At 73.8% G+C, this 17,609-nt stretch carries 22 protein-coding genes and 1 pseudogene; 7 read left to right on the top strand and 16 right to left on the bottom strand.

Translation table 11 applies throughout. From position 1 onward, the window contains the following. Positions 1-9: 9 nt before the first annotated feature. The 6 genes from ACIPXC_RS24110 to ACIPXC_RS24085 form a co-directional block, all read right to left on the bottom strand. Positions 10-1,965 carry a family 20 glycosylhydrolase gene (locus tag ACIPXC_RS24110; protein ID WP_401621816.1) on the bottom strand — a complete coding sequence of 652 codons (1,956 nt, stop codon included), beginning with the start codon at positions 1,963-1,965 and terminating at the stop codon, positions 10-12. Between the two features lie 11 nt (positions 1,966-1,976). Then, positions 1,977-2,513: a hypothetical protein gene (locus tag ACIPXC_RS24105; protein ID WP_401621813.1), complete on the bottom strand. Its 537-nt coding sequence runs from the start codon at positions 2,511-2,513 to the stop codon at positions 1,977-1,979. Further along, complete coding sequence (locus ACIPXC_RS24100) at positions 2,510-3,187, bottom strand: RNA polymerase sigma factor (protein ID WP_401621810.1); 678 nt, start codon at positions 3,185-3,187, stop codon at positions 2,510-2,512. The genes ACIPXC_RS24105 and ACIPXC_RS24100 overlap by 4 nt, the downstream gene beginning before the upstream one ends. Positions 3,188-3,195: 8 nt before the next feature. Then, the gene (locus ACIPXC_RS24095) at positions 3,196-3,660 is read right to left on the bottom strand and encodes an LPXTG cell wall anchor domain-containing protein (RefSeq protein ID WP_401621807.1); all 465 of its coding nucleotides are present in this window, start codon (positions 3,658-3,660) and stop codon (positions 3,196-3,198) included. Positions 3,661-3,994: 334 nt separating this feature from the next. Beyond that, complete coding sequence (locus ACIPXC_RS24090) at positions 3,995-4,624, bottom strand: class I SAM-dependent methyltransferase (protein ID WP_401621804.1); 630 nt, start codon at positions 4,622-4,624, stop codon at positions 3,995-3,997. A gap of 45 nt (positions 4,625-4,669) precedes the next feature. Further along, positions 4,670-5,044 (bottom strand): YbjQ family protein, encoded by a 375-nt coding sequence (locus tag ACIPXC_RS24085; RefSeq protein WP_401621801.1) that lies wholly within the window; start codon positions 5,042-5,044, stop codon positions 4,670-4,672. Positions 5,045-5,436: 392 nt separating this feature from the next. On the opposite strand from ACIPXC_RS24085, the gene ACIPXC_RS24080 reads away from it, so the two are divergent. Further along, positions 5,437-5,982, top strand: a complete 546-nt coding sequence (locus ACIPXC_RS24080; RefSeq protein WP_401621798.1) for a hypothetical protein — start codon at positions 5,437-5,439, stop codon at positions 5,980-5,982. Here ACIPXC_RS24080 and ACIPXC_RS24075 read toward each other — a convergent pair. The 5 genes from ACIPXC_RS24075 to ACIPXC_RS24055 all read right to left on the bottom strand — a co-directional run bounded on the left by ACIPXC_RS24075 (position 5,948) and on the right by ACIPXC_RS24055 (position 10,453). Continuing rightward, the gene (locus ACIPXC_RS24075) at positions 5,948-6,358 is read right to left on the bottom strand and encodes an NTP pyrophosphohydrolase (RefSeq protein ID WP_401621795.1); all 411 of its coding nucleotides are present in this window, start codon (positions 6,356-6,358) and stop codon (positions 5,948-5,950) included. The two genes, ACIPXC_RS24080 and ACIPXC_RS24075, sit on opposite strands and share 35 nt — an antisense overlap. A 9-nt stretch (positions 6,359-6,367) precedes the next feature. Continuing rightward, entirely contained in the window at positions 6,368-8,659 is a 2,292-nt protein-coding gene (locus ACIPXC_RS24070; RefSeq protein ID WP_401621793.1) for an AAA family ATPase, read from the bottom strand. Positions 8,660-8,716: 57 nt separating this feature from the next. Beyond that, positions 8,717-8,968 carry a hypothetical protein gene (locus ACIPXC_RS24065; RefSeq protein ID WP_401621790.1) on the bottom strand — a complete coding sequence of 84 codons (252 nt, stop codon included), beginning with the start codon at positions 8,966-8,968 and terminating at the stop codon, positions 8,717-8,719. Between the two features lie 16 nt (positions 8,969-8,984). Further along, complete coding sequence (locus ACIPXC_RS24060) at positions 8,985-9,419, bottom strand: VOC family protein (RefSeq protein WP_401621787.1); 435 nt, start codon at positions 9,417-9,419, stop codon at positions 8,985-8,987. Positions 9,420-9,484: 65 nt separating this feature from the next. Further along, entirely contained in the window at positions 9,485-10,453 is a 969-nt protein-coding gene (locus ACIPXC_RS24055) for a hypothetical protein (RefSeq protein WP_401621784.1), read from the bottom strand. A 250-nt stretch (positions 10,454-10,703) separates the two neighbouring features. Between ACIPXC_RS24055 and ACIPXC_RS24050 the strand changes: the two genes are divergently transcribed. Then, positions 10,704-11,015 carry a YdeI family protein gene (locus ACIPXC_RS24050; RefSeq protein ID WP_401621781.1) on the top strand — a complete coding sequence of 104 codons (312 nt, stop codon included), beginning with the start codon at positions 10,704-10,706 and terminating at the stop codon, positions 11,013-11,015. Positions 11,016-11,114: 99 nt separating this feature from the next. On the opposite strand, the gene ACIPXC_RS24045 is transcribed toward ACIPXC_RS24050, so the two are convergent. Then, entirely contained in the window at positions 11,115-11,519 is a 405-nt protein-coding gene (locus ACIPXC_RS24045; RefSeq protein ID WP_401621778.1) for a DUF5997 family protein, read from the bottom strand. A gap of 58 nt (positions 11,520-11,577) precedes the next feature. On the opposite strand from ACIPXC_RS24045, the gene ACIPXC_RS24040 reads away from it, so the two are divergent. The 3 genes and pseudogenes from ACIPXC_RS24040 (at position 11,578) to ACIPXC_RS24030 (ending at position 13,295) form a co-directional block, all read left to right on the top strand. Then, entirely contained in the window at positions 11,578-12,408 is an 831-nt protein-coding gene (locus ACIPXC_RS24040; RefSeq protein ID WP_401621776.1) for a LysR family transcriptional regulator substrate-binding protein, read from the top strand. Between the two features lie 263 nt (positions 12,409-12,671). Beyond that, a pseudogene (locus tag ACIPXC_RS24035) lies at positions 12,672-12,875 on the top strand (SpoIIE family protein phosphatase); the annotation flags it as partial. Positions 12,876-12,923: 48 nt separating this feature from the next. Next, complete coding sequence (locus ACIPXC_RS24030) at positions 12,924-13,295, top strand: VOC family protein (protein WP_401621773.1); 372 nt, start codon at positions 12,924-12,926, stop codon at positions 13,293-13,295. A gap of 120 nt (positions 13,296-13,415) precedes the next feature. Here ACIPXC_RS24030 and ACIPXC_RS24025 read toward each other — a convergent pair whose 3' ends face one another. Beyond that, the gene (locus tag ACIPXC_RS24025) at positions 13,416-13,685 is read right to left on the bottom strand and encodes a hypothetical protein (RefSeq protein WP_401621770.1); all 270 of its coding nucleotides are present in this window, start codon (positions 13,683-13,685) and stop codon (positions 13,416-13,418) included. Between the two features lie 296 nt (positions 13,686-13,981). Between ACIPXC_RS24025 and ACIPXC_RS24020 the strand changes: the two genes are divergently transcribed. After that, complete coding sequence (locus ACIPXC_RS24020; RefSeq protein WP_401621767.1) at positions 13,982-15,466, top strand: cellulose binding domain-containing protein; 1,485 nt, start codon at positions 13,982-13,984, stop codon at positions 15,464-15,466. A 27-nt stretch (positions 15,467-15,493) separates the two neighbouring features. On the opposite strand, the gene ACIPXC_RS24015 is transcribed toward ACIPXC_RS24020, so the two are convergent. Further along, positions 15,494-15,766: a hypothetical protein gene (locus ACIPXC_RS24015; protein WP_401621764.1), complete on the bottom strand. Its 273-nt coding sequence runs from the start codon at positions 15,764-15,766 to the stop codon at positions 15,494-15,496. A 59-nt stretch (positions 15,767-15,825) separates the two neighbouring features. On the opposite strand from ACIPXC_RS24015, the gene ACIPXC_RS24010 reads away from it, so the two are divergent. Then, positions 15,826-16,167: a hypothetical protein gene (locus tag ACIPXC_RS24010; protein WP_401621761.1), complete on the top strand. Its 342-nt coding sequence runs from the start codon at positions 15,826-15,828 to the stop codon at positions 16,165-16,167. Here ACIPXC_RS24010 and ACIPXC_RS24005 read toward each other — a convergent pair. Together ACIPXC_RS24005 and ACIPXC_RS24000 are read right to left on the bottom strand one after the other, a co-directional pair. Beyond that, on the bottom strand, positions 16,157-16,396 hold the full coding sequence (locus ACIPXC_RS24005; protein WP_401621758.1) for a chaplin: 240 nt from the start codon (positions 16,394-16,396) through the stop codon (positions 16,157-16,159). The two genes, ACIPXC_RS24010 and ACIPXC_RS24005, sit on opposite strands and share 11 nt — an antisense overlap. A gap of 735 nt (positions 16,397-17,131) precedes the next feature. Beyond that, positions 17,132-17,590, bottom strand: a complete 459-nt coding sequence (locus tag ACIPXC_RS24000; RefSeq protein ID WP_401621755.1) for a hypothetical protein — start codon at positions 17,588-17,590, stop codon at positions 17,132-17,134. Between the last annotated feature and the right edge of the window lie 19 nt (positions 17,591-17,609).

Raw genomic sequence — 17,609 nt, 5'->3', positions numbered from 1 at the left:
CGCGGGGGCTCAGAGCCGCCCGGCGAGGGCCTGGAAGTCGGCCCAGGACAACTGGGGCGTCCGCGCGTCCCAGACCTTCTGCGAGAGCGCGGCCAGCGGCATCCGGATGCCGGCCGCCACCTGGTCCTGGGTCTGCGCGCCGGACAGGTCGGCCCAGACGGCGAGGCGGCCGCCGAGGATCTGGCCGTCGTAGGAGGCGGGCACGGGGGTGGTGCCGCGCAGCACCAGCGGGGTCCACTGCTCGTAGATCCGCCGGCCGGTGGGGTAGGTGAACTGGTTCGGCTCGCCGAGCACGTAGTACAGGTACTCGTCGTTGAGGTTCACGAGCTTGCGGCCCTCGCGCAGGTACTCCAGCGGCGGACGGGCGCCTATCTCCTTGCCGGTCCAGTACTCGACCTGGATGTCCTCGGCGGCGCTGGTCACCCCGCCGGCGAAGAACCCGTCGTTCCACGCCTTGAGCGCCTTCCCCGAAGGGCGGACCACGTCGGCGCGGTCGTTCAGCCAGCCCGTGGCCAGGTCCTGCACGCGCGCCGAGGGTCCGTAGCGCTCCTGCGCCGCCCGCGCGAGCTGGGGGAAGGAGGCCTGCGGATCGCGGACGACCAGCGCCTGGTACTCGTCGGCGCCGAGGTGCCAGGCCCCGCCGGGGAAGAGCGGCCGGTACTCGCGCAGCAGGTCGTCGATCAGCTCGGCCGAAGCCGGGTTGGATATGTCCACCGCGCCCTTGACGGCCCTGCCGTTCACGTCCCGCAGTTGCAGGTCGGGGTGGGCGCGCAGCACCGCGCCGAGGTGGCCGGGCGAGTCGATCTCCGGGACCACGGTGATGTGCAGCCGGGAGGCGAGCGCGGTGATGTCGCGTACCTGCGCCTTGGTGAGGTGCGGGGTGGAGACGATCTCGGGGTGGCTGTCGGACTGGATCCGGAAGGCCTGGTCGTCGGAGAGGTGCAGGCCGAGCTGGTTGAGCTTGAGGTCGGCCATCTCGCGCAGCCGGTTCTTTATCCAGTCGGGCGTGAAGTGCTTGCGCGCTATGTCGAGGTTGAGTCCGCGCTGGGGTTTGGCCGGGGCGTCGCGCACGGTGCCCTCGGGGGCCGAGCCGGAGGCGCGTACGGCCTGTTTGAGGGTGCGGGTGCCGTAGAAGACCCCGGCCTCGTCGGGGCCGTTGATGCGTACGCGGCCGTCCTTGACGGTGAGGGTGTAGGACTCGGGCTTGCCCGTGCCCTCCACCGAGAGTTCCACGTCGCCTGCGCGGGGGGCCGCCGCCTCGCCGTACTGGAGGCCCAGTTCCCCGGCGAGCAGCCGGGCCTCGTCGGAGAGGGCGGCGGTGTCGTCCTGTGCGACGAGCACCCGCGCCTGGGGGGCCGGCTTCCATCCGGGGCCGCGGGCCGGTTGGTGCTCCCGTACGGCCGGGATGGTGCGCGGGGCGGTGGACAGGGCGTACGTGGGGGACGGGGGGGCCGGCGGGGTGGGGGCTGCTGCGGGCGGGGCGGTCGCCGGGCCGGAACGGGCCGGGGTCGCGGGGCCGGGGGTGCGTACCTCGTCGGAGGCGGCCGTGCAGCCGGGGAGGGCAAGGGTGACCAGCGCGGCGACACCTGCCGTCGCGATCGTGTGGACCCTCCTGTGCCGCTTCGGTTTCCGCATCATGTGCCCGTGTCCCCCGTACCCAACGTGGCACGGGGGACACGGGCGCGCGACCCGGCGCTCTCGGACGAGGGCGTCGATCGCCGCGGTGGCGGACGCGTGGTCCTGCTCCGGGGAGCCGCCGCCGACGCCGACGCCCACGGCGCCGATGAGCCGGCCGTCGCGGTGGACGGGCAGGCCGCCCGCGATGAACAGCAGGGGGCGGTCGAGGACCGTGGGCGGGGTGTGGAAGGGGCCCCCGGGCCGGACAGCGTCCGTACGAAGGGGCCCGTACGAAGGGGCCCGTACGAAGGGGCCCGTACGAAGGGGCCCGTACGACGACCTCCGCACGACGGGGTCCGCTACCGGGCGGCGGGCGGCGGGGACGACGTGACCGCCGCCCCCGGGGTGACGGACGAAGGGCGTGGCGGCGTCCCCGGTCCCGGCCTCGAAGGGGAGGCCTGCGCCGACGGGCTCGCCGACGGGGTGGGCGTCGGGAACCCGGACGGGCTCGACGACGGGTCCACGTCCGGGGTCGGGGTCGGGGTCGGCCGTCCCGAAGAGGGTGACGGCGGTGAGCCGGTGGCCGGTCCCGGGGCCGTGACCTGCGGCGGAGTGGCGGGCAGCAGTGGACCGGGCTCCGCGTCCGCGGCGAACAGCAGGTATCCGATCCCGGCGGCCGCGGCCGCCACCAGACCCGCGAGGGGCAGCGCGAACCGCCGCAGCCTCTCCACCGGCCGCCGTCCGGCCCGTGGTCCCGGCGGGCTCGCCGGACGCAGCCGGCGGACGTCGATGCTGTCGGCCCGCGCGTCGAGCGCCCGGCGCAGCCTGCGCTCCACGGGGCGCTCGCCCGGGTGTTCCCCCAGGCAGTCACCGAGGCGTTCGCCGTCGGGCGTCATATCCGTCCCTCCAGATTCCGTTCCAGCGCGTCCAGGCCGCGACTCGCGTTGGACTTCACCGCTCCCCTGCTGATCCCGAGCGTGGCCGCGATCTCCGCCTCGCTGAGGTCGGCCCAGTACCGGAGCACGAGGACCTGCCGACGGCGGGGTGTCAGCCGGGCGAGCGCGGCGAGCACCTCGCGGTGGGCCTCGTCCAGGACCACGTGGTCCTCGGCGGACGGAACGTCGACCGCGGGCGGCGGGGTCCAGGCCCGCATGGTGCGCCTGCGGCGCAGCACGGAGCGCGCGGTGTTGACGACCGAGGTGCGCAGGTAGCCGAGGGCGTTGTCGACCTCGGTGATCCGCTCCCCGTGACGCCGGTACAGGGCGGTGAAGGCGTCCTGTACCACGTCCTCGGCGGTGGCCAGGTCATCCACGAGCAGCACCGCCAGCCGGACCATGGCCAGCCGGTGCGCGTGGTACAGATCGGTGACGGTGGGCGGCCCGGGGTCGTGGCCGCCCGGGTGGCCGGGGGCGTGCGGGGTCCCGTACGACGAGGCGTGCGCCGGACCGTACGGCCGCGGCGACACCTGCGGGGCGGGGGAACGATCGCGGCGCAGCAACGACCACAGGCCCCGCCACGCCCGGAGGGGACCGGGCGTGAGGGGGCCGACGGGTGATGCGAGGTGGAGCACGAGGTTCCTCAGCTGTTCGCGCGGCGCCGCACGGCGTAGAGGGCTCCGGCGCCGGCGAGGATCAGACCGGTCGCCCCCGCCCCCATCGCGGCGGTCGTCGCCGAGGAGCCAGTATGCGCGAGCTCGGCCCCTTCACCCTCGACGGGTGCCGGGGCGGGAGACGAGGGCGACGCGCCGGGCGCGGTACCGCCGCCCGCGCTGCTCGGGGAGGCGCTGGGGACGACGCTGGGGGACGCGCTGTTGCCGTCCTTGCCGGTCGGCGGGGTGCTGACCGAGGCGGAGGGCCTGGGGCCGTCCTGGCTGGGGGAGGCGCTCGCCGGGACGCTGACCGAGGGGGAGGGCGCGGCCGAGCCGCCGCCCGCCGCGTGGGCCGGGCCGGCCAGGGCGACGGCCGCCCCGGCGGCGGCTGCGGCGAGGGCCGTGCGGCGGACGGCCGGGGGGACGGCCAGGGGGACACGCTTCAGGTTCTTCACGGTGGTTCTCCACGGTCGGGTCGGGGTGCGGGACTGCGCCCCTTCACCCCCGCACGACGCGCGACCCCGCGGGAGGTTGCCGCGGTTCCCGGGAAATTTTCCGCCCGGCGGTACGTTGTCCGCGGACGACCGGTGCTGTCCGCCTTCTCCGCACGGGCCGACCTGCGGCTGCCGTTCGCCCCCGGACTGTCCGTGGTCGCGATCACGCCCGCACCGGCGCCCTCCGGCCGCGGTGGGCGCGCGGGCGGTGGCCACGGGTCCAGCCCGCGTACCGGTCCCGCCGGCACCGGCACGTGGATCGAGGTACGGGCGGACCAGGGCACGTACACACCGGTCAGGGCCTGCGGCGGGCGTAGCAGAAGAGATGCTCCTCGGGGCCCGCGAGGTCGTCGGCGGGCCGGAACACGGCGGTGTGGTGGTGCAGTACCTCCAGGCCCCGGTCGGCCAGCCGGGCCAGGTGGGCCTCCGTGGAAAGGCTGCTGACCGTGACCGCGTGCCCCATCCACTCGATGTCCAGGCCCCGGATGTCCCCCGGCACCGTGGCCATCACGAAGTACCCGCCGGGTACGGTCCACGAGGCCATCCGGTCGAGCGCCGCGGCGACCTCCGGCTGGTCCATGACCAGCAGCGGGAAGAAGGAGCACACCGCGTCGAAGCCGCCGGGCGGGGGCGTGTAGGTGCGCACGTCGGCCCGTTCGAAGCGGGCTCCCGGGACCCGGGCGCGGGCCAGGTCGACCATGGCCGCCGAGACGTCGATGCCGGTCACCTCGCAGCCGGCCCGGACCAGGGTCTCGGCGGTGGGCCGGCCGGTGCCGCTGCCCACGTCCAGGACGCGGGCTCCGTCGGGCAGCCGGGCGGTCAGCCAGTCGAGGGCCTCGATCTGGCCCGGCACCTGCCCGAACACCTCCTCGTAGCGCTCCCCCAGCGCGTCGAACACCTCGGCCGCTGACTTGCGTCGGCTCATCGGGCCTCCCCCGTCGTCGTCGGAGGAACCACCGTACAAGGACGGTCAGCTGGAGCCGGGGACGAGGACGACGGCCGTCCCGTAGGCACACACCTCGGTCCCGACGTCGGCTGCGTCGGTGACGTCGAACCGCATCATCAGCACGGCGTTGGCGCCCCGCGCCTTCGCCTGCTCGACGAGCCGCTCCATGGCCTGGTTGCGGGTCTGGACCAGGGTCTTGGTCAGGCCCTTCAACTCACCGCCGATCATCGACTTGAGTCCGGCGCCGATCTGGCTGCCCAGGTGACGGGAGCGCACGGTGAGACCGAAGACCTCGCCGATCACTCGCTCGACCCGGTAGCCGGGCACGTCGTTGGTGGTCACGACGAGGACGCCGCTCTCGTGCGCGCCGACTCCACCGCCGTAGTCATCGATACCCATGGCACCCACTCTTGCCCCGCCCGCCCGCAACCGCATCCGGGAACCCCCGCAACCGGCTCGGCCGAGCGGCCGCCCGCCGTCCCGAGCGGTCGCCCGCCGTACCGGGCGGCGGCGGGTCCGGCGGCCATGGGTCACACCGGGCCGGACCATCGCGATGGTCTCGCTCGCCGGCTCGGCCTTGTCCCTCCCGACAGCGGGATTCCGTCGGACGCGACGCGGGCACCGGGACGCGCTCCGGTGGACAGATTGGTCATATCGGGCTAAAAGCCGGTGAGGCACCGGGGCTGCGGGCTCCGGCCTCGCCATAGTCGTCCGTGGCAACCGCTCGTTGCCATCCCGCGCCGCGTGCCGCGGCCGGTCGGACGTCTTCACAGAGGAGTCGGCTCATGCTGATGCCCACCAGAACCATCCTCGCTCTCGCCACCGGAAGCCTGGTTCTCGGTCTGGTCGGGGCGGGCGCCGCCGTCGCGGACGAGGGCCCGCGGGAGATCATCGTCGGCCAGGTGCCCGCGTCCGCGCAGCCCGGCCAGTACCCGTACGACAAGTACGCCACCGGCAAGGTCGTCTCCAAGGGCCCGCTGAAGGTCCGCAGCAAGCCGACCACCGAGTCCCGTGCCATCGGCCACGTGAAGCCGAACAGCAAGGTCGAGATCGAGTGCAAGAAGTACGGCCAGAAGGTCGACGGGAACCGCATCTGGTACCGCCTGCACGAGGACCGCAAGGAGTGGGAGAACGGCTCCGGCCGTGAGGACCGGCAGGAGTGGGAGAACGGCTCCGGCCGCGAGGACCGGCAGGACTGGCAGAACGGCTCCGGCCGCGAGGACCGCCAGGACCGCCAGGACCGCCAGGACCCCAACCGCGCGAAGGCCTACGAGAAGGAGCGCTGGGTCTCCGCCCGCTACGTCAAGAACCTCTCCGAGGTGAAGTACTGCCGCTGACCCCCGGTCCGTCCACCGGGCGTACGGCACGCGGTCCCACGCACCGCGCACCGTGCGCCCGGACCCGTTCCCGCAGTCCGCGGTCGGCCGTGACCACGACCACGGAGCAGCCGGCCGCGGTCCGGTCCGCGGCCAGCTCGACGATCAGGTCGTCACCGCTGCCGGGCGCCGACTCGACCCGTACGCCGGGCACGGAACCGACACCCCGGGCGGCGCCTTCGACGACGAGGATGATCTCCTCGTCGTCCTCCCGGAGCCCCTCCCGGGAGGCCAGCCGGTCACGCAGCCGTTCGGCCGCGCCGCGCCGGTCGCGCCACCAGCCGTCCGGCACGGACCCGACGACGTTCGCGGCGTCGACGATCAGGACGTTGCTCACACGGGCACTCTAGAAGTCGCCGTAGTTGACCTGCCAGGTGGGCAGGCCCATCCGGCGCCAGATCGCCACGACGCGGTCCCTGTCGTCGAGGGACACCCGCACCGCGTAGCGGTGGCGCACGTGGGCGTCGAACAGCTCCGCCTTGACCACGTCGTCGCGGCGCGTGTCACCCGCCGCGCGCATCCACAGCTCGTCGTACGGCACCCGGTGCCGGCGCAGCCAGGCCTCGGTCTGCGGCCGGTACTCCTCGCTGCGGCCCGACAGCAGGACGATCGTGTCGCCGTCCGCACGCCGGAAGACGTCCAGGGCGTGCCGTACCGGCTCGTTGAGCAGATCGAGCTCGCAGCGCGTGAAGTCGTACGGACCCCGGTCGCCGGTCAGGGCGAGAGTCCCGTCGATGTCGCACATCACCGCCGCCGGCAGCGCCGGGTCGGGGACGTAGGCCGTCACGGGCGGTGCGGCCACCGCGCCGGAGCCGTTCATCCACTCCGTCGTCAGACGCCAGCCGCCCTTGCGGGCGTTGCGGTGCTTCTCGGCCAGGATACGGATGATCTCCTCGCCGACCTGGCGTTCGCGGGCGGCGTCCCGGCGCAGGCACTCCTCCAGCGGGACGTCGGTGAAGTCGTGTACGACGAAGGTCGCGAGACCGCCGGCCGCCGCCTTGAGCCGCTTCGGGATGTTCTTCGTCAGGTGCGTGTTGTCGACGACCACGTCGAAACCGCCGTCGACGGCCGCGCGGACGGCCGCGTCCTGGACGGCCAGCACGGTCTGCTCGTGGGCGAAGCCGCGGCCCCGCCCGGGGTCCGGCAGGTCGAGCATGGCCCGCAGGTCGTCGAGGTTGACGCGCCGCATGCGGCCGCCGGCCTCGGCCTGGAGGGCCCGCGCGGCCGTCGTCTTGCCGGAGGCGGGCAGCCCCGTCATCACGTGGACGACGGGCAGCCGGGTCTCGCGCTCCGCGGGGCGGTCGGGCCGGTCGGCCGACGGCGCCGGGATCCGCGGCGTCGCCTGCGGCGCGCGGCTGGGCGCCGAGGCGGGCGTCCGCTCCCGCGCGGGCACGGGAGCGGGAGCGGGCCGGTTCTCCTCGGTCACGGTGCCGTTCTCCTCGTCGGCGATGTACGGGTCGGCGGCCTCCGGCCGCACCTGGCGCCAGGTCGTGAGCTCGGTCGACCGGCCGTCGAGCCGCATGAACATCGCGGGCCGGACGGAACGGTCGGGCAGCTGCGCGACCGCCCGGGCGAAGTCCCCCCGGTCTGCGGTCAGGTGCGCGAGGCCCGCGTAGGCCTCGTCGATCGCGCGCTCGTGGCGGGCCGCCGCCTCCTCCAGGCCGGCGACGACCTCGCGCACCCAGTGGTCGAATTCGTCGGGCACCTGCTCCAGCAGGGCGTCCAGGGGCTTTCCGCCGGACCCCTCGATGTCGGCGACGGTGCAGTTCAGGCCCTGGGCGAGCTGCTTGGCGGGCAGGCCGGCGAAGCGCTGGACGCCGTGGCCGCGCCAGATGTCCCGCGCGGTCACGCCGGTCAGCACCTTGTGGAGCCGTACGTATTCGGACAGCTTGGCCTTGGCGCGCACACCCGAGGCGAAGCGCAGGACGAAGCCCTCGGCGTCCATGCCGCTGGCGGAGGAACCGCCGGGCAGGGTGTTGGACTCGGTCAGCGCGAGCAGTTCGCCGAGGGGCATGGCGGGCCACACCGTGACGACGGAACCGATGCCCTCCCAGTGGGGCGCGGCCTCGGCGAGCGGGACCTCGGTGCCGTCCGGGCCGAAGGCCGCGAGGAGCACGAGGTCGCGCCGGTCGCCGTAGTCGACGACGATGCGGTTCTGCGGGTACAGGATCTCCGCGAGGTAGGTGGTGCCCGGGTGCAGGGCCGAGGTGTCCGCGCCGTCGAGCCGACGCTGTGCCCAGACGGCCTGGGCGCTGATGAAGGAGCCCTTGGAGGCGACCCGCCAGCGGCCCGCGTAGTGGAAGACGATCGCGAGGCTGCCGTCGACCTTGTCGTAGACCTCGAACGGCTCGTCGGGCAGGGCCGGGGCGTACGGCTGTCCCGACTCGTGCTCGCCGACGTTGAAGAACTTCGGCAGCGGCAGGGCGACGACCGCGCCGGTCTCGTCGTCGGCGACGAGACCGCGGCAGCGCGTGGTGACCTCGTTCCAGACGCGCTCGTACTGGGCCGTCCGCGTGTACGTGTAAATGGACAGCGGCAGCTCGGGGTGCGACTTGCGGGTGACGTACCCGGCGTCGATCGAGTCCGCCAGCGCCTGTGCGGGCAGCAGGTCATGCAGAGTCAGGGTCTCCTGGCTCATGAGGTCCTCCCGGATTGAGATGGCTCATTCTCGCCTGCGGGAGGGGGTGCCCGGTAGTCAATTCTTCCTGGTCGGGGCACCTCCCAGGCGGTTGATGTCCGCCGGCCGCAGGATGTGGCCGGGAACCTCGGTGCCGGGAGTGGCGACGGCGATCATGGCGCGGCCGAAGGCCTCGGAGGTGACGACGAGGTCCGGCGCGAACCGTCGCAGCAGCGGGACCAGCGGTGCGGTGACGGCGTACAGGACACGGTAGAGCCGGGTCCTGGAGGGGCGGGGCGGGTGGGCCCCGGTGGGACGCGGGGGTCCCACCGGGCCCTGGCGGCCGTCAGTGGGAGACGCAGAGCTCGTTGCCCTGGGGGTCGGCGAGGGTCGTCCAGATACTGGGGCCCTGGCGGCCCTCGTGGAGGTGCTTCGCTCCCTTGGCGACGAGGCGCTCGACCAGTTCCTTCGGGTCGTCGTCACCGGTGCGCACGTCGAGGTGCACCCGGTTCTTGACGGTCTTGGCCTCGGGGACGAGCTGGAAGAGGATGCGGGGAGCGCCTTCCAGGCCGTCGGGGTGGCGGATCGCCGCGCCCGCCTTCCAGACGAGGGTGCCGCGGTGGGTGGTGGTGTCGTCGTCGGTCGCGTGACCGGCGGCGATCAGGCCGCGGATGAACTGCTCGTCGCTGGGCTCCACTTCCCAGCCGAGGGCGTCGGCCCACCAGTCGGCGAGCGGGTGCGGGTCGGGCGAGTCGATGGTCACCTGGAACGTGTACGCCATGCCGGGACCCTACTGACCGGGCGTCGGCCCCGCCACAGGACATGCTCCGTCACCTCGGCGGGCCGTCACCTCGGCGGGCTCTCCCGACGGGCCGGGTGCCGGACGGCCAGGAGGGAGTTGGCCAGTACGGCGACGGTGAACAGCCAGGTGGCCACGGCGATCCAGAGCAGGACCTCCCCCAGCGGCAGCAGCCGGGGGACGTTGGCCGGACCCGCGACGGAGAGGCAGGCGGTGGCCGTCATGCCGAGGGGGAAGACGGTGGCCCAGCGCCGGATGTCGTAGCGCGGCCGGGGATGGCGCAGTTCGGCGGTGAGGAGGACGACGTACCAGGCGAGGGACAGGGCGAGCGTGACGAGCGTGACGGTACGCAGGGCCATGTGCGCCGAACCGGACCATACGGGTGACGCCGTGAGCCTGGAGCCGGCCAGGGCGGAGATGGAGAGCGCCCCGCCGGCCACCCAGTGGTCGCCCGCGCCGCCCACCACCTCGCGCAGGTCGAACCTGAGGAGCGCGGCGACGTACAGCAGCAGCCCGAGGCAGAAGGCGGCCAGCGCCGCCCGGTCCAGCCAGGTCTGCCCGACGGCGGTGGCGAGGACCGCCGCGAGGACGGCGAGCCCCTGCGTGGCCACGCAGCCGAGGAACGCTCCCCCGGGCATGCGCCGACGCCAGTGCGCGAGGACGTTGAACAGCAGGGCCGGCCAGAGCAGCGCCGCCAGTACGAGCAGCGCGGCGGCCACGGTCTGCAGGCCGAGCAGCGAGAGGCGGGTGCCGATGACGGTGGTGGCGGCGACCGCCGTCAGGGCGGCCGGGGTGTCGGCCTCGGCATGGAACCTCCCGCGGTCGCCCACCAGCCGGGCCGTGAAGTCGAAGGCGAGGACGAGCCACAGGGCGACGGCAATGACCAGGGCGATCAGTGACGACGTCTCGTGTCCCGTCATGTGCAGCGCGACGGAGATGATGGCCGTGGCCATGACGGCGGCTCCCGCCGCCGGCGGGAGCCCGGCCCACCAGCCCGCCCCGGGGAGGATGCTCACCTCTCCAGCGGACCCCACGGGTCGGCGGACCGCCAGCGGGCCGGGCCGACCGGTGCCCAAACCTCTTGCGCGGAAGATCAACAGAACGTGCACGCGGTGCACAGGCCGGGGTACCTCCCGGTTCTAGGGTCGGTACGGAACGAAGACCTGCCGGTCCGTCACAGGGGAACGGACCGGCGGGTCCCCTCGCCGCCACCGCCGCCACCGCCGTCGGCCCGTGCCCCGGCGGCAGCGGAGCCTGTGGTCTCGGGTGGAGGTGGACAAGGTCGCGGAACTGACCGCCGCGGGCCGGATGCGCGAGCCCGGGCTCGCGCAGGTGCGCAGGGCTCAGGCCGACGGCCGGCGGGTCGGCGCCTACGCCTCGCAGCGGACCGCGGGGGTGCCGGAGGACCTCGCGGCGGCGCTCGAAGCCCACCCCGGGGCCCGCGCGGCCTTCGAGGCGATGGACCGGACCCGGCGCCACCTGGTGGCCCTGCCGCTGCTCCGGGCACTCACGCCGGAAACCCGGCGGGCCCGGCCGGAGCGGGCCCTACGGCTGCCGGCGGGCGACTCCCCGCAGTGATCCGGGTGCGGAAGCCCTGTCCGCACCCGGCAGAAGACGTCGGGCCCGGCCTCCCCCACGAGGGAAGCCGGGCCCGGCGGGAATCCCGACCGCAGCGGGTCAGGACTCCTGGTTGCGCGCCTTCTCGGCCCGCTCCTCGTTCCGTTCCTTGATCCGCACCGCTTCCTTGCGGACCTCGGCCTGGGTGGCCCGCTCCCGCTGGAGCCACTCGGGGGCCTCCTGCTTGAGCGCTTCGATCTGTTCCGTGGTGAGGGGCTCCGTGACTCCGCCGCGCGCGAGGCCGGCGATGGAGACGCCCAGCTTGGAGGCGACCACCGGGCGGGGGTGCGGACCGTTGCGGCGCAGCTCCTGCAGCCACTGGGGCGGGTCGGCCTGGAGCGCACTCAATTCACTGCGCGAGACGACACCCTCCCGGAACTCTGCGGGGGTGGCCTCAAGGTACACGCCCAGCTTCTTCGCCGCGGTCGCGGGCTTCATCGTCTGGGTGTTCTGGTGCGACGTCATGAGGTCAAGGGTATCGAGCGTGTGCACGGGTTCCGACCACGCCCGGTAACCTTGCGGGGTGACAGGCTCGGAAGTACCCCAAGCGTTCCGGCTCGCTTATGTCCCCGGCGTGACCCCTGCCAAGTGGGTGCGGATCTGGAACGAGCGGCTGCCCGACGTCCCGCTGACCCTCGCCCAGGTCTCCTCCGCCGAGGTGTTCGGCGTCCTGCGTGCCGGAGACGCCGACGCGGGGTTCGTCCGGCTCCCGGTCGACCGTACGGACCTCAGCGCGATCCCCCTCTACACCGAGACCACGGTGGTCGTCGTCCCCAAGGACCACCTCGTGGCGGCGGCCGAGGAGATCACCACCGAGGACCTCGCCGACGAAGTCGTGTGGCAGCCCCTCGACGACACCCTCGACTGGGAGAGGCTTCCGGGACGGCCCGCGATCGAGCGGCCCGCCACGACGGCGGACGCGATCGAGCTGGTGGCGGCGGGCGTGGGCGTGCTCGTCGTGCCCCAGTCCCTGGCCCGTCTGCACCACCGCAGGGACCTCACCTACCGGACGGTCACGGACGCGCCCACGTCACGGGTCGCGCTGTCGTGGCCGCAGGCGGAGCCCACCCCCGACCTGGTGGAGGAGTTCATCGGGATCGTCCGCGGGCGGACGGTGAACAGCACGCGGGGTCGTCAGCCCACCCCCGCGCAGCCGAAGGCTCGGCGGGGGCGCCCCGAAGCGGGCGCCGGCAAGGGCGGCGGCGCGGCCGGGGCGCGGCGCGGGACCGGGGGCGGCGGCGGGGCCGGAAGGTCCGCCTCCGGAAAGTCGGCGGGGAAGAACCAGCGCGGCGGCTCCGGCGGCGGCAAGGGCGGCAGCGGCGCCAGGAGCGGCAAGCCGCGCCGGCGCCCGTAGGCCGGCCCAGCGGCCGTCCGGGACCGGCACGGCCGACGCGGGGCTGCGGGGCCGGGCCGGCGGCACCGGAACGCCGGCGCGTGGTGACGGGCTGGTGGCGACGGGCGCGTCCCGCGGCGGCGGAGGCCCGCTGGTCCTGCGCGGCTCCGGCGGGGCCGTGGGCCTCGACGTGGCCCGGCCCGCGCCGCCGCTGGGCCTCGCCGGGCTCGTGACATCGACCGTCACCGCCCAGACCTTCCCCTTCGGGCCGGGGGACGTCCTGCTCCCTGTACACGGACGGCGTTCTGCAGGCACGCGACCGGGCGGGCTCCTTCTACCCCCTCACGGAGCGCGTCGCCGCCTGCGGCGGCATGCAGCCGCAGGCACGGCTGGACCTCCTGTGCGGGGACCTGCTCGCGCACACGGCCGGGAACACCCTGGACGACGACGCCGCGATGGTCGCGGTCCGGCGGCCCTCGCCGCCCTGATCCGCTCCCGGCCGGGGCCCGTCCTGCGGGGTTTGCCAGAATCGGATCATGCTGACCATCGGGACGATCGTCATGGGCGCCGCCGACGTGCGGCGGGCCGCGGAATTCTGGTCCGGGGCGCTGGGCTACGTACCCCGCGACGGCGAGGTGGACGAGGGCTGGACGGTCCTGGTCCCCGCCGACGGCGGCGGGCCCGCGCTGGCGCTCGGGCGCAGCACCACCCCCGTCCAGGAGCGCCCCCGCGTCCACCTCGACCTGTACGCGGCGGACGCGGCCGAGCAGGCGGCGGAGGTGGCACGCCTGGTGGCCCTGGGGGCCCGGCACGTGGACTGGGACTCCTACCCGGAGGACCCGGACTTCGTGGTACTGGCGGACCCGGAGGGCAACCGCTTCTGCGTGATCGACGCAACCCACGGCTGACGCCCCCGACCTCCCACGCTCAGCGCATACGGGACCGTGGTGCCCGGAGGTCGAGGAGCGGCGAAAGCCGCCTGGTGCAGGTCGCCGATGCGGCGGTGGTGGAGGCCGCTCGTCCCCGCCTCACGTGCTGCCGCGGCATGGGCGCGGTGTCGTCGAGGAACAGGCGGTCGACGGTGACGCCGAGCGCTCGGCGGCGATGCGCTGGACCTGTGGGTCGGGCTCGGCGAGGCCGATGCGGGCGGTGTTGACGGCACGGTCGGCGAGACCGGCCGGTCCCTGTCGCTCCAGGTCCTGTCCGAGCCGGGTGGTCGCGTCGGAGACGAGCGAGACGGAAGCGACCTCAGGCAGGTCCCGGAGCAGGGTGACCACTTCCTGATCGACCGTGGGCACGAGCTCCGACCAGGCCCTGACGACGGCCGGGTCCTGTGCCGCCGTACCTTCGGCACTGCGGGGGACGAACACTTCTGGCGGCGCTGGAACCCGGCCTCCATCCAAGAGTGCGGCGAGCCGCGGTCCTTGGGCCGGAAGGGCTCCACGACGGTGCTTCCTTGGCCCTCCCTTTCCCCTTCCTTAAGCGGAACCTAAGGCTCATCGAGGGTGCACCGAAACGAACGAATGTCCGCTTCGGTGCGGATAGCGTGCTGCCGCAACCCCAACTCCCCAGTAACACAGAGGCAGGCACGCACATGGGCAGCACAGTCGGTCACCGGCGCAGGACGAGTCGTACGGCGAGGGTCACGGGCGCGATCGTGGCGGCGGCGGTGATCGGCGGTGCGGCCCTCACGCTCACCGGGACCGCCCACGCCGGTTCCGTCGGCGCCGTCTATACGAAGTCCAGCTCCTGGAGCGGTGGTTACACCGGGCAGTACGTCATCACCAACAGCTCCGGCCAGGCCCGGTCCGGCTGGACCTTGGAGTTCGACCTGCCGGCCGGCACGAAGATCGACTCGCTCTGGAACGGCACGCATACGGTCGCGGACCGGCGCGTCACCGTGAAGCCCGCTACCTGGAACGGGCAGTTGGCGGCCGGCGCCTCCGTGACCGTCGGCTTCGTCGCGAGCGGCTCCGGCGCCCCGGGCGACCCCACGGGCTGCCGGATCGACGGGGTGAAGTGCTCCGTGGACCAGGGCGCTACGGCCCAGCCGAGCGGGCGCCCCACCGCCCGCCCCACCGCCACCGCGGCCCCGACCACGGCTCCGACCGCGCCGCCCACCTCCGCCGCGCCGACCCGGACCGCGTCGCCCTCGCCCACGGTGACCGCCCCCGCCCCGGTCGGCGGCGGCGCCCGCTTCGCCCCGTACGTGGACACCTCCCTCTACCCCGCGTACGACCTGCTCGACACCGCGGCGCAGACCGGCGTGAAGGAGTTCCACCTCGCCTTCATCACCTCCGGCGGCGGCTGCGCACCGCTGTGGGGCGGCGTCACCGACCTGGCGAACGACAGGGTCGCCTCCCAGATCGGTGCGCTGCGCGCCAAGGGCGGCGACGTCCGGGTGTCCTTCGGCGGTGCCGCCGGGCACGAACTGGCCCTCAACTGCGCCACCGTGGACCAGCTGGCCGCCGCCTACGGCAAGGTCGTCGACCACTACAAGCTCACCAAGGTCGACTTCGACATCGAGGGCGCGGCCCTGCCGGACACCACCGCCAACACGCGCCGTGCGCAGGCCATCGCCAAGCTCCAGAAGTCCCACCCGGGTCTGGACGTGGCCTTCACCCTGCCCGTGATGCCCGAGGGCCTCACCCAGCCGGGGGTGGCCCTGCTGGCCGACGCCCGGAAGAACGGCGTCCGCGTCGACGCCGTCAACATCATGGCGATGGACTACGGTCCGGCGTACAGCGGGGACATGGGGCAGTACGCGATCCAGGCCGCGACGGCCACCCAGGCCCAGATCAAGGGTGTGCTCGGCCTCTCCGACGCGGCGGCGTGGAAGGCCGTGGCGGTCACACCGATGATCGGCGTCAATGACGTGACCAGCGAGATCTTCACCGTGGCGGACGCGACGCAGCTGGTGGAGTTCGCGGCGTCGAAGGGCATCGGCAGGCTGGCCATGTGGTCCTCGACGCGCGACAAGCAGTGCGCGGCCGGAGCGGTCAACCACGCGGACGCCACCTGCAGTTCGATCCTGCAGCAGCCGCTCGCCTTCACCCGGGCGTTCGCCGCCCTCAAGTAGCGGACGCCCTGGCCGGCTTCGGCCGGATCAGGCCAGGATGCCCGCGCGGGTGGCGATGTCGAGTGCCACGTCGACGCGCGGTGCGGGGCGGCCCCCGGCGGTGCCGGGGGCGGTCAGCAGGGCTGTCACCGCGTCGGTGTCGGCCCTGCCCTCCCGTACGAGGGCCGCAAACCGGTCGACGACCTCGGCGAGGGCCCGCCCGTGCACGTGGGGGACGTCGAAGGAGGAGGCCGTGAGTCCGAGGAACTCCTCGTGCGAGCCGACCCAGGGTGCGGCTCCCTCCAGCCCGTCCTCGCGCATCTCCTCCGGGTAGGGGATGCGGTGCCAGGCGTCGTCCTCCCACCAGTAGCTCCCGCCCGGTGCCGCGGTCCGGCGACCCGGAGAACGGCGGCGGCTTCGGCTTCGGCATCGTCGAGGAGCTGACATCGTCGGTGACGGTCCGGTCGCACACGGTGGGCAAGTCCGTCCCGGGCCGTCTGGCACCCGAGACGATTGCGGGCCGCCTGACCCGTGCCGGTCCGGGGGCATCGCCTGTACGGGCCGGGCTGGCCGCGGGCGAACTGGCCGTGGTCGCTGCCCGCCACGAGCTGCCCGACCAGCGGGTGCGTACGCACCCTTCGCCGACCCGGACCGGACCTACGGCCCGTCCCGGCCGGGGGTCCGGCCGGGACGGGCGCGCTACGACGACCCTCAGGTGTTGATGCAGACGTTGCCGGCGGCCGGGTTGAGCGCGCCGACCAGGTTGATGCTGTTTCCGCACACGTTGATCGGAATGTGGATCGGGATCTGGACGACGTTGCCCGAGAGGATGCCCGGCGAGCCGACCGCGTAGCCCTCCGCGACGGAGTCCGCCGAGGCCGAGGACGCACCGCCGATGACCGCCAGGCCCATCACCAGGGCGAGGCCCGCACTCTTCCAAACACGCGACACGTGGAATCTCCTTGTCGTGCAGGACGGTGCCGGAGCACCGCACGGCCCCGAGGGGGGCCGCCCCTCCTTCTTCGGCAGCGGGCCACCGCCGACCGAAGCCCGGACGGCCCCGTTCCCTCGAAGTGGTGTCCCCCGCGCCCTCCGTTTGGAGGCATCCGCGCCCGCCACTCCTCCCGCACCGCACAGCGGCCGCTCCCCCGGCCCGGATTCCCCGGCCGGCGGGACACGTTCCCCTGTCGGCCGGGAACGGCGGACATCCAGTCTCGCCGGCGCCTGCCCACGCGTGGGATCAACGCGTCAAGGGGGAAGTGCGACCGACCGGGAGGTCGACCCTCCAGCGGATCGGTCGGGGCCGGTGGATCCGGCACTCGCGGTGGCCGTCGAGGAGCCGGACACACCCGAACTCGCCGACCACACCCTGCTCCTGGCACGAAGAGCCGACATCACACGGCGACGCGACCTCCTCGAACCCCACCGCTGCGACCTCGCCCACCACCCCACCACCATGAGGACCCGGTGGAGCGGACGGCGGGCGGTGAGCCGATGCGGCGCAGCCATGCCTGGTGCAGGCGATGGTGCCCGGGCCGGCCGGGGATCCCGCCGGGCTGCGGCGAGATCGGCGAGGTGCGCCTCACGCTGGCCTGAGCACCGGCCGGGGCCGCGTACGGCGAGCACCCGGTGCGGGTCGACCGGACCGGGTGCTCGCCGTGCCGTCGCGTCACGCGGGCTTCTGTGTCACGCCGGCTTCTGCGACCAGCTCGCGCACAGGGCCCAGATGATGAACACGTCGATCGCGATGATGATGATCGACCACCACGGCTGGTAGGGCAGCCACAGGAAGTTCACGATGATGCTGAGGCCGGCGAGGGCGATGCCCGCGCCCCTGGCCACGTTCGAGCCGAGGAACAGCCCCACTCCGGTCAGGACGACGACGAGTCCGACGATGAGGTGGATCCAGCCCCACGCCGTCAGGTCGAATTCGAAGACGTAGTTGCCGAGGCGGGCGTACACGTCGTCCTCGGCGATGGCCGCGATGCCCTGGAAGATCGCGAGGCAACCGGTCACGACGAGGAGCACCGCGGCAAAGAACGTGCCGACCGCCCCTCCGGTTCCGTCGCCGCCGCTGGACAGCGGTGTGGTGCCCGGCGCGGGGCCGGTGTTCCAATTTCCCCCGGTCGGTGTCGACTGGCCCATCGAACTCACCTCACAGTTG

This window comes from Streptomyces sp. NPDC090021, from assembly GCF_044748225.1.
Lineage (GTDB): Bacteria > Actinomycetota > Actinomycetes > Streptomycetales > Streptomycetaceae > Streptomyces.
This window is presented reverse-complemented; position numbering and strand designations above follow the sequence as displayed.

Coding starts and splice junctions, on each gene's coding strand:
- ACIPXC_RS24000 (WP_401621755.1), bottom strand. CDS start 17,590: ATGGGCCAGTCGACACCGACCGGGGGAAATTGGAACACCGGCCCCGCG.
- ACIPXC_RS24045 (WP_401621778.1), bottom strand. CDS start 11,519: ATGACGTCGCACCAGAACACCCAGACGATGAAGCCCGCGACCGCGGCG.
- ACIPXC_RS24030 (WP_401621773.1), top strand. CDS start 12,924: ATGCTGACCATCGGGACGATCGTCATGGGCGCCGCCGACGTGCGGCGG.
- ACIPXC_RS24060 (WP_401621787.1), bottom strand. CDS start 9,419: ATGGCGTACACGTTCCAGGTGACCATCGACTCGCCCGACCCGCACCCG.
- ACIPXC_RS24105 (WP_401621813.1), bottom strand. CDS start 2,513: ATGACGCCCGACGGCGAACGCCTCGGTGACTGCCTGGGGGAACACCCG.
- ACIPXC_RS24020 (WP_401621767.1), top strand. CDS start 13,982: ATGGGCAGCACAGTCGGTCACCGGCGCAGGACGAGTCGTACGGCGAGG.
- ACIPXC_RS24070 (WP_401621793.1), bottom strand. CDS start 8,659: ATGAGCCAGGAGACCCTGACTCTGCATGACCTGCTGCCCGCACAGGCG.
- ACIPXC_RS24080 (WP_401621798.1), top strand. CDS start 5,437: ATGCCCACCAGAACCATCCTCGCTCTCGCCACCGGAAGCCTGGTTCTC.
- ACIPXC_RS24015 (WP_401621764.1), bottom strand. CDS start 15,766: ATGCGCGAGGACGGGCTGGAGGGAGCCGCACCCTGGGTCGGCTCGCAC.
- ACIPXC_RS24085 (WP_401621801.1), bottom strand. CDS start 5,044: ATGGGTATCGATGACTACGGCGGTGGAGTCGGCGCGCACGAGAGCGGC.
- ACIPXC_RS24090 (WP_401621804.1), bottom strand. CDS start 4,624: ATGAGCCGACGCAAGTCAGCGGCCGAGGTGTTCGACGCGCTGGGGGAG.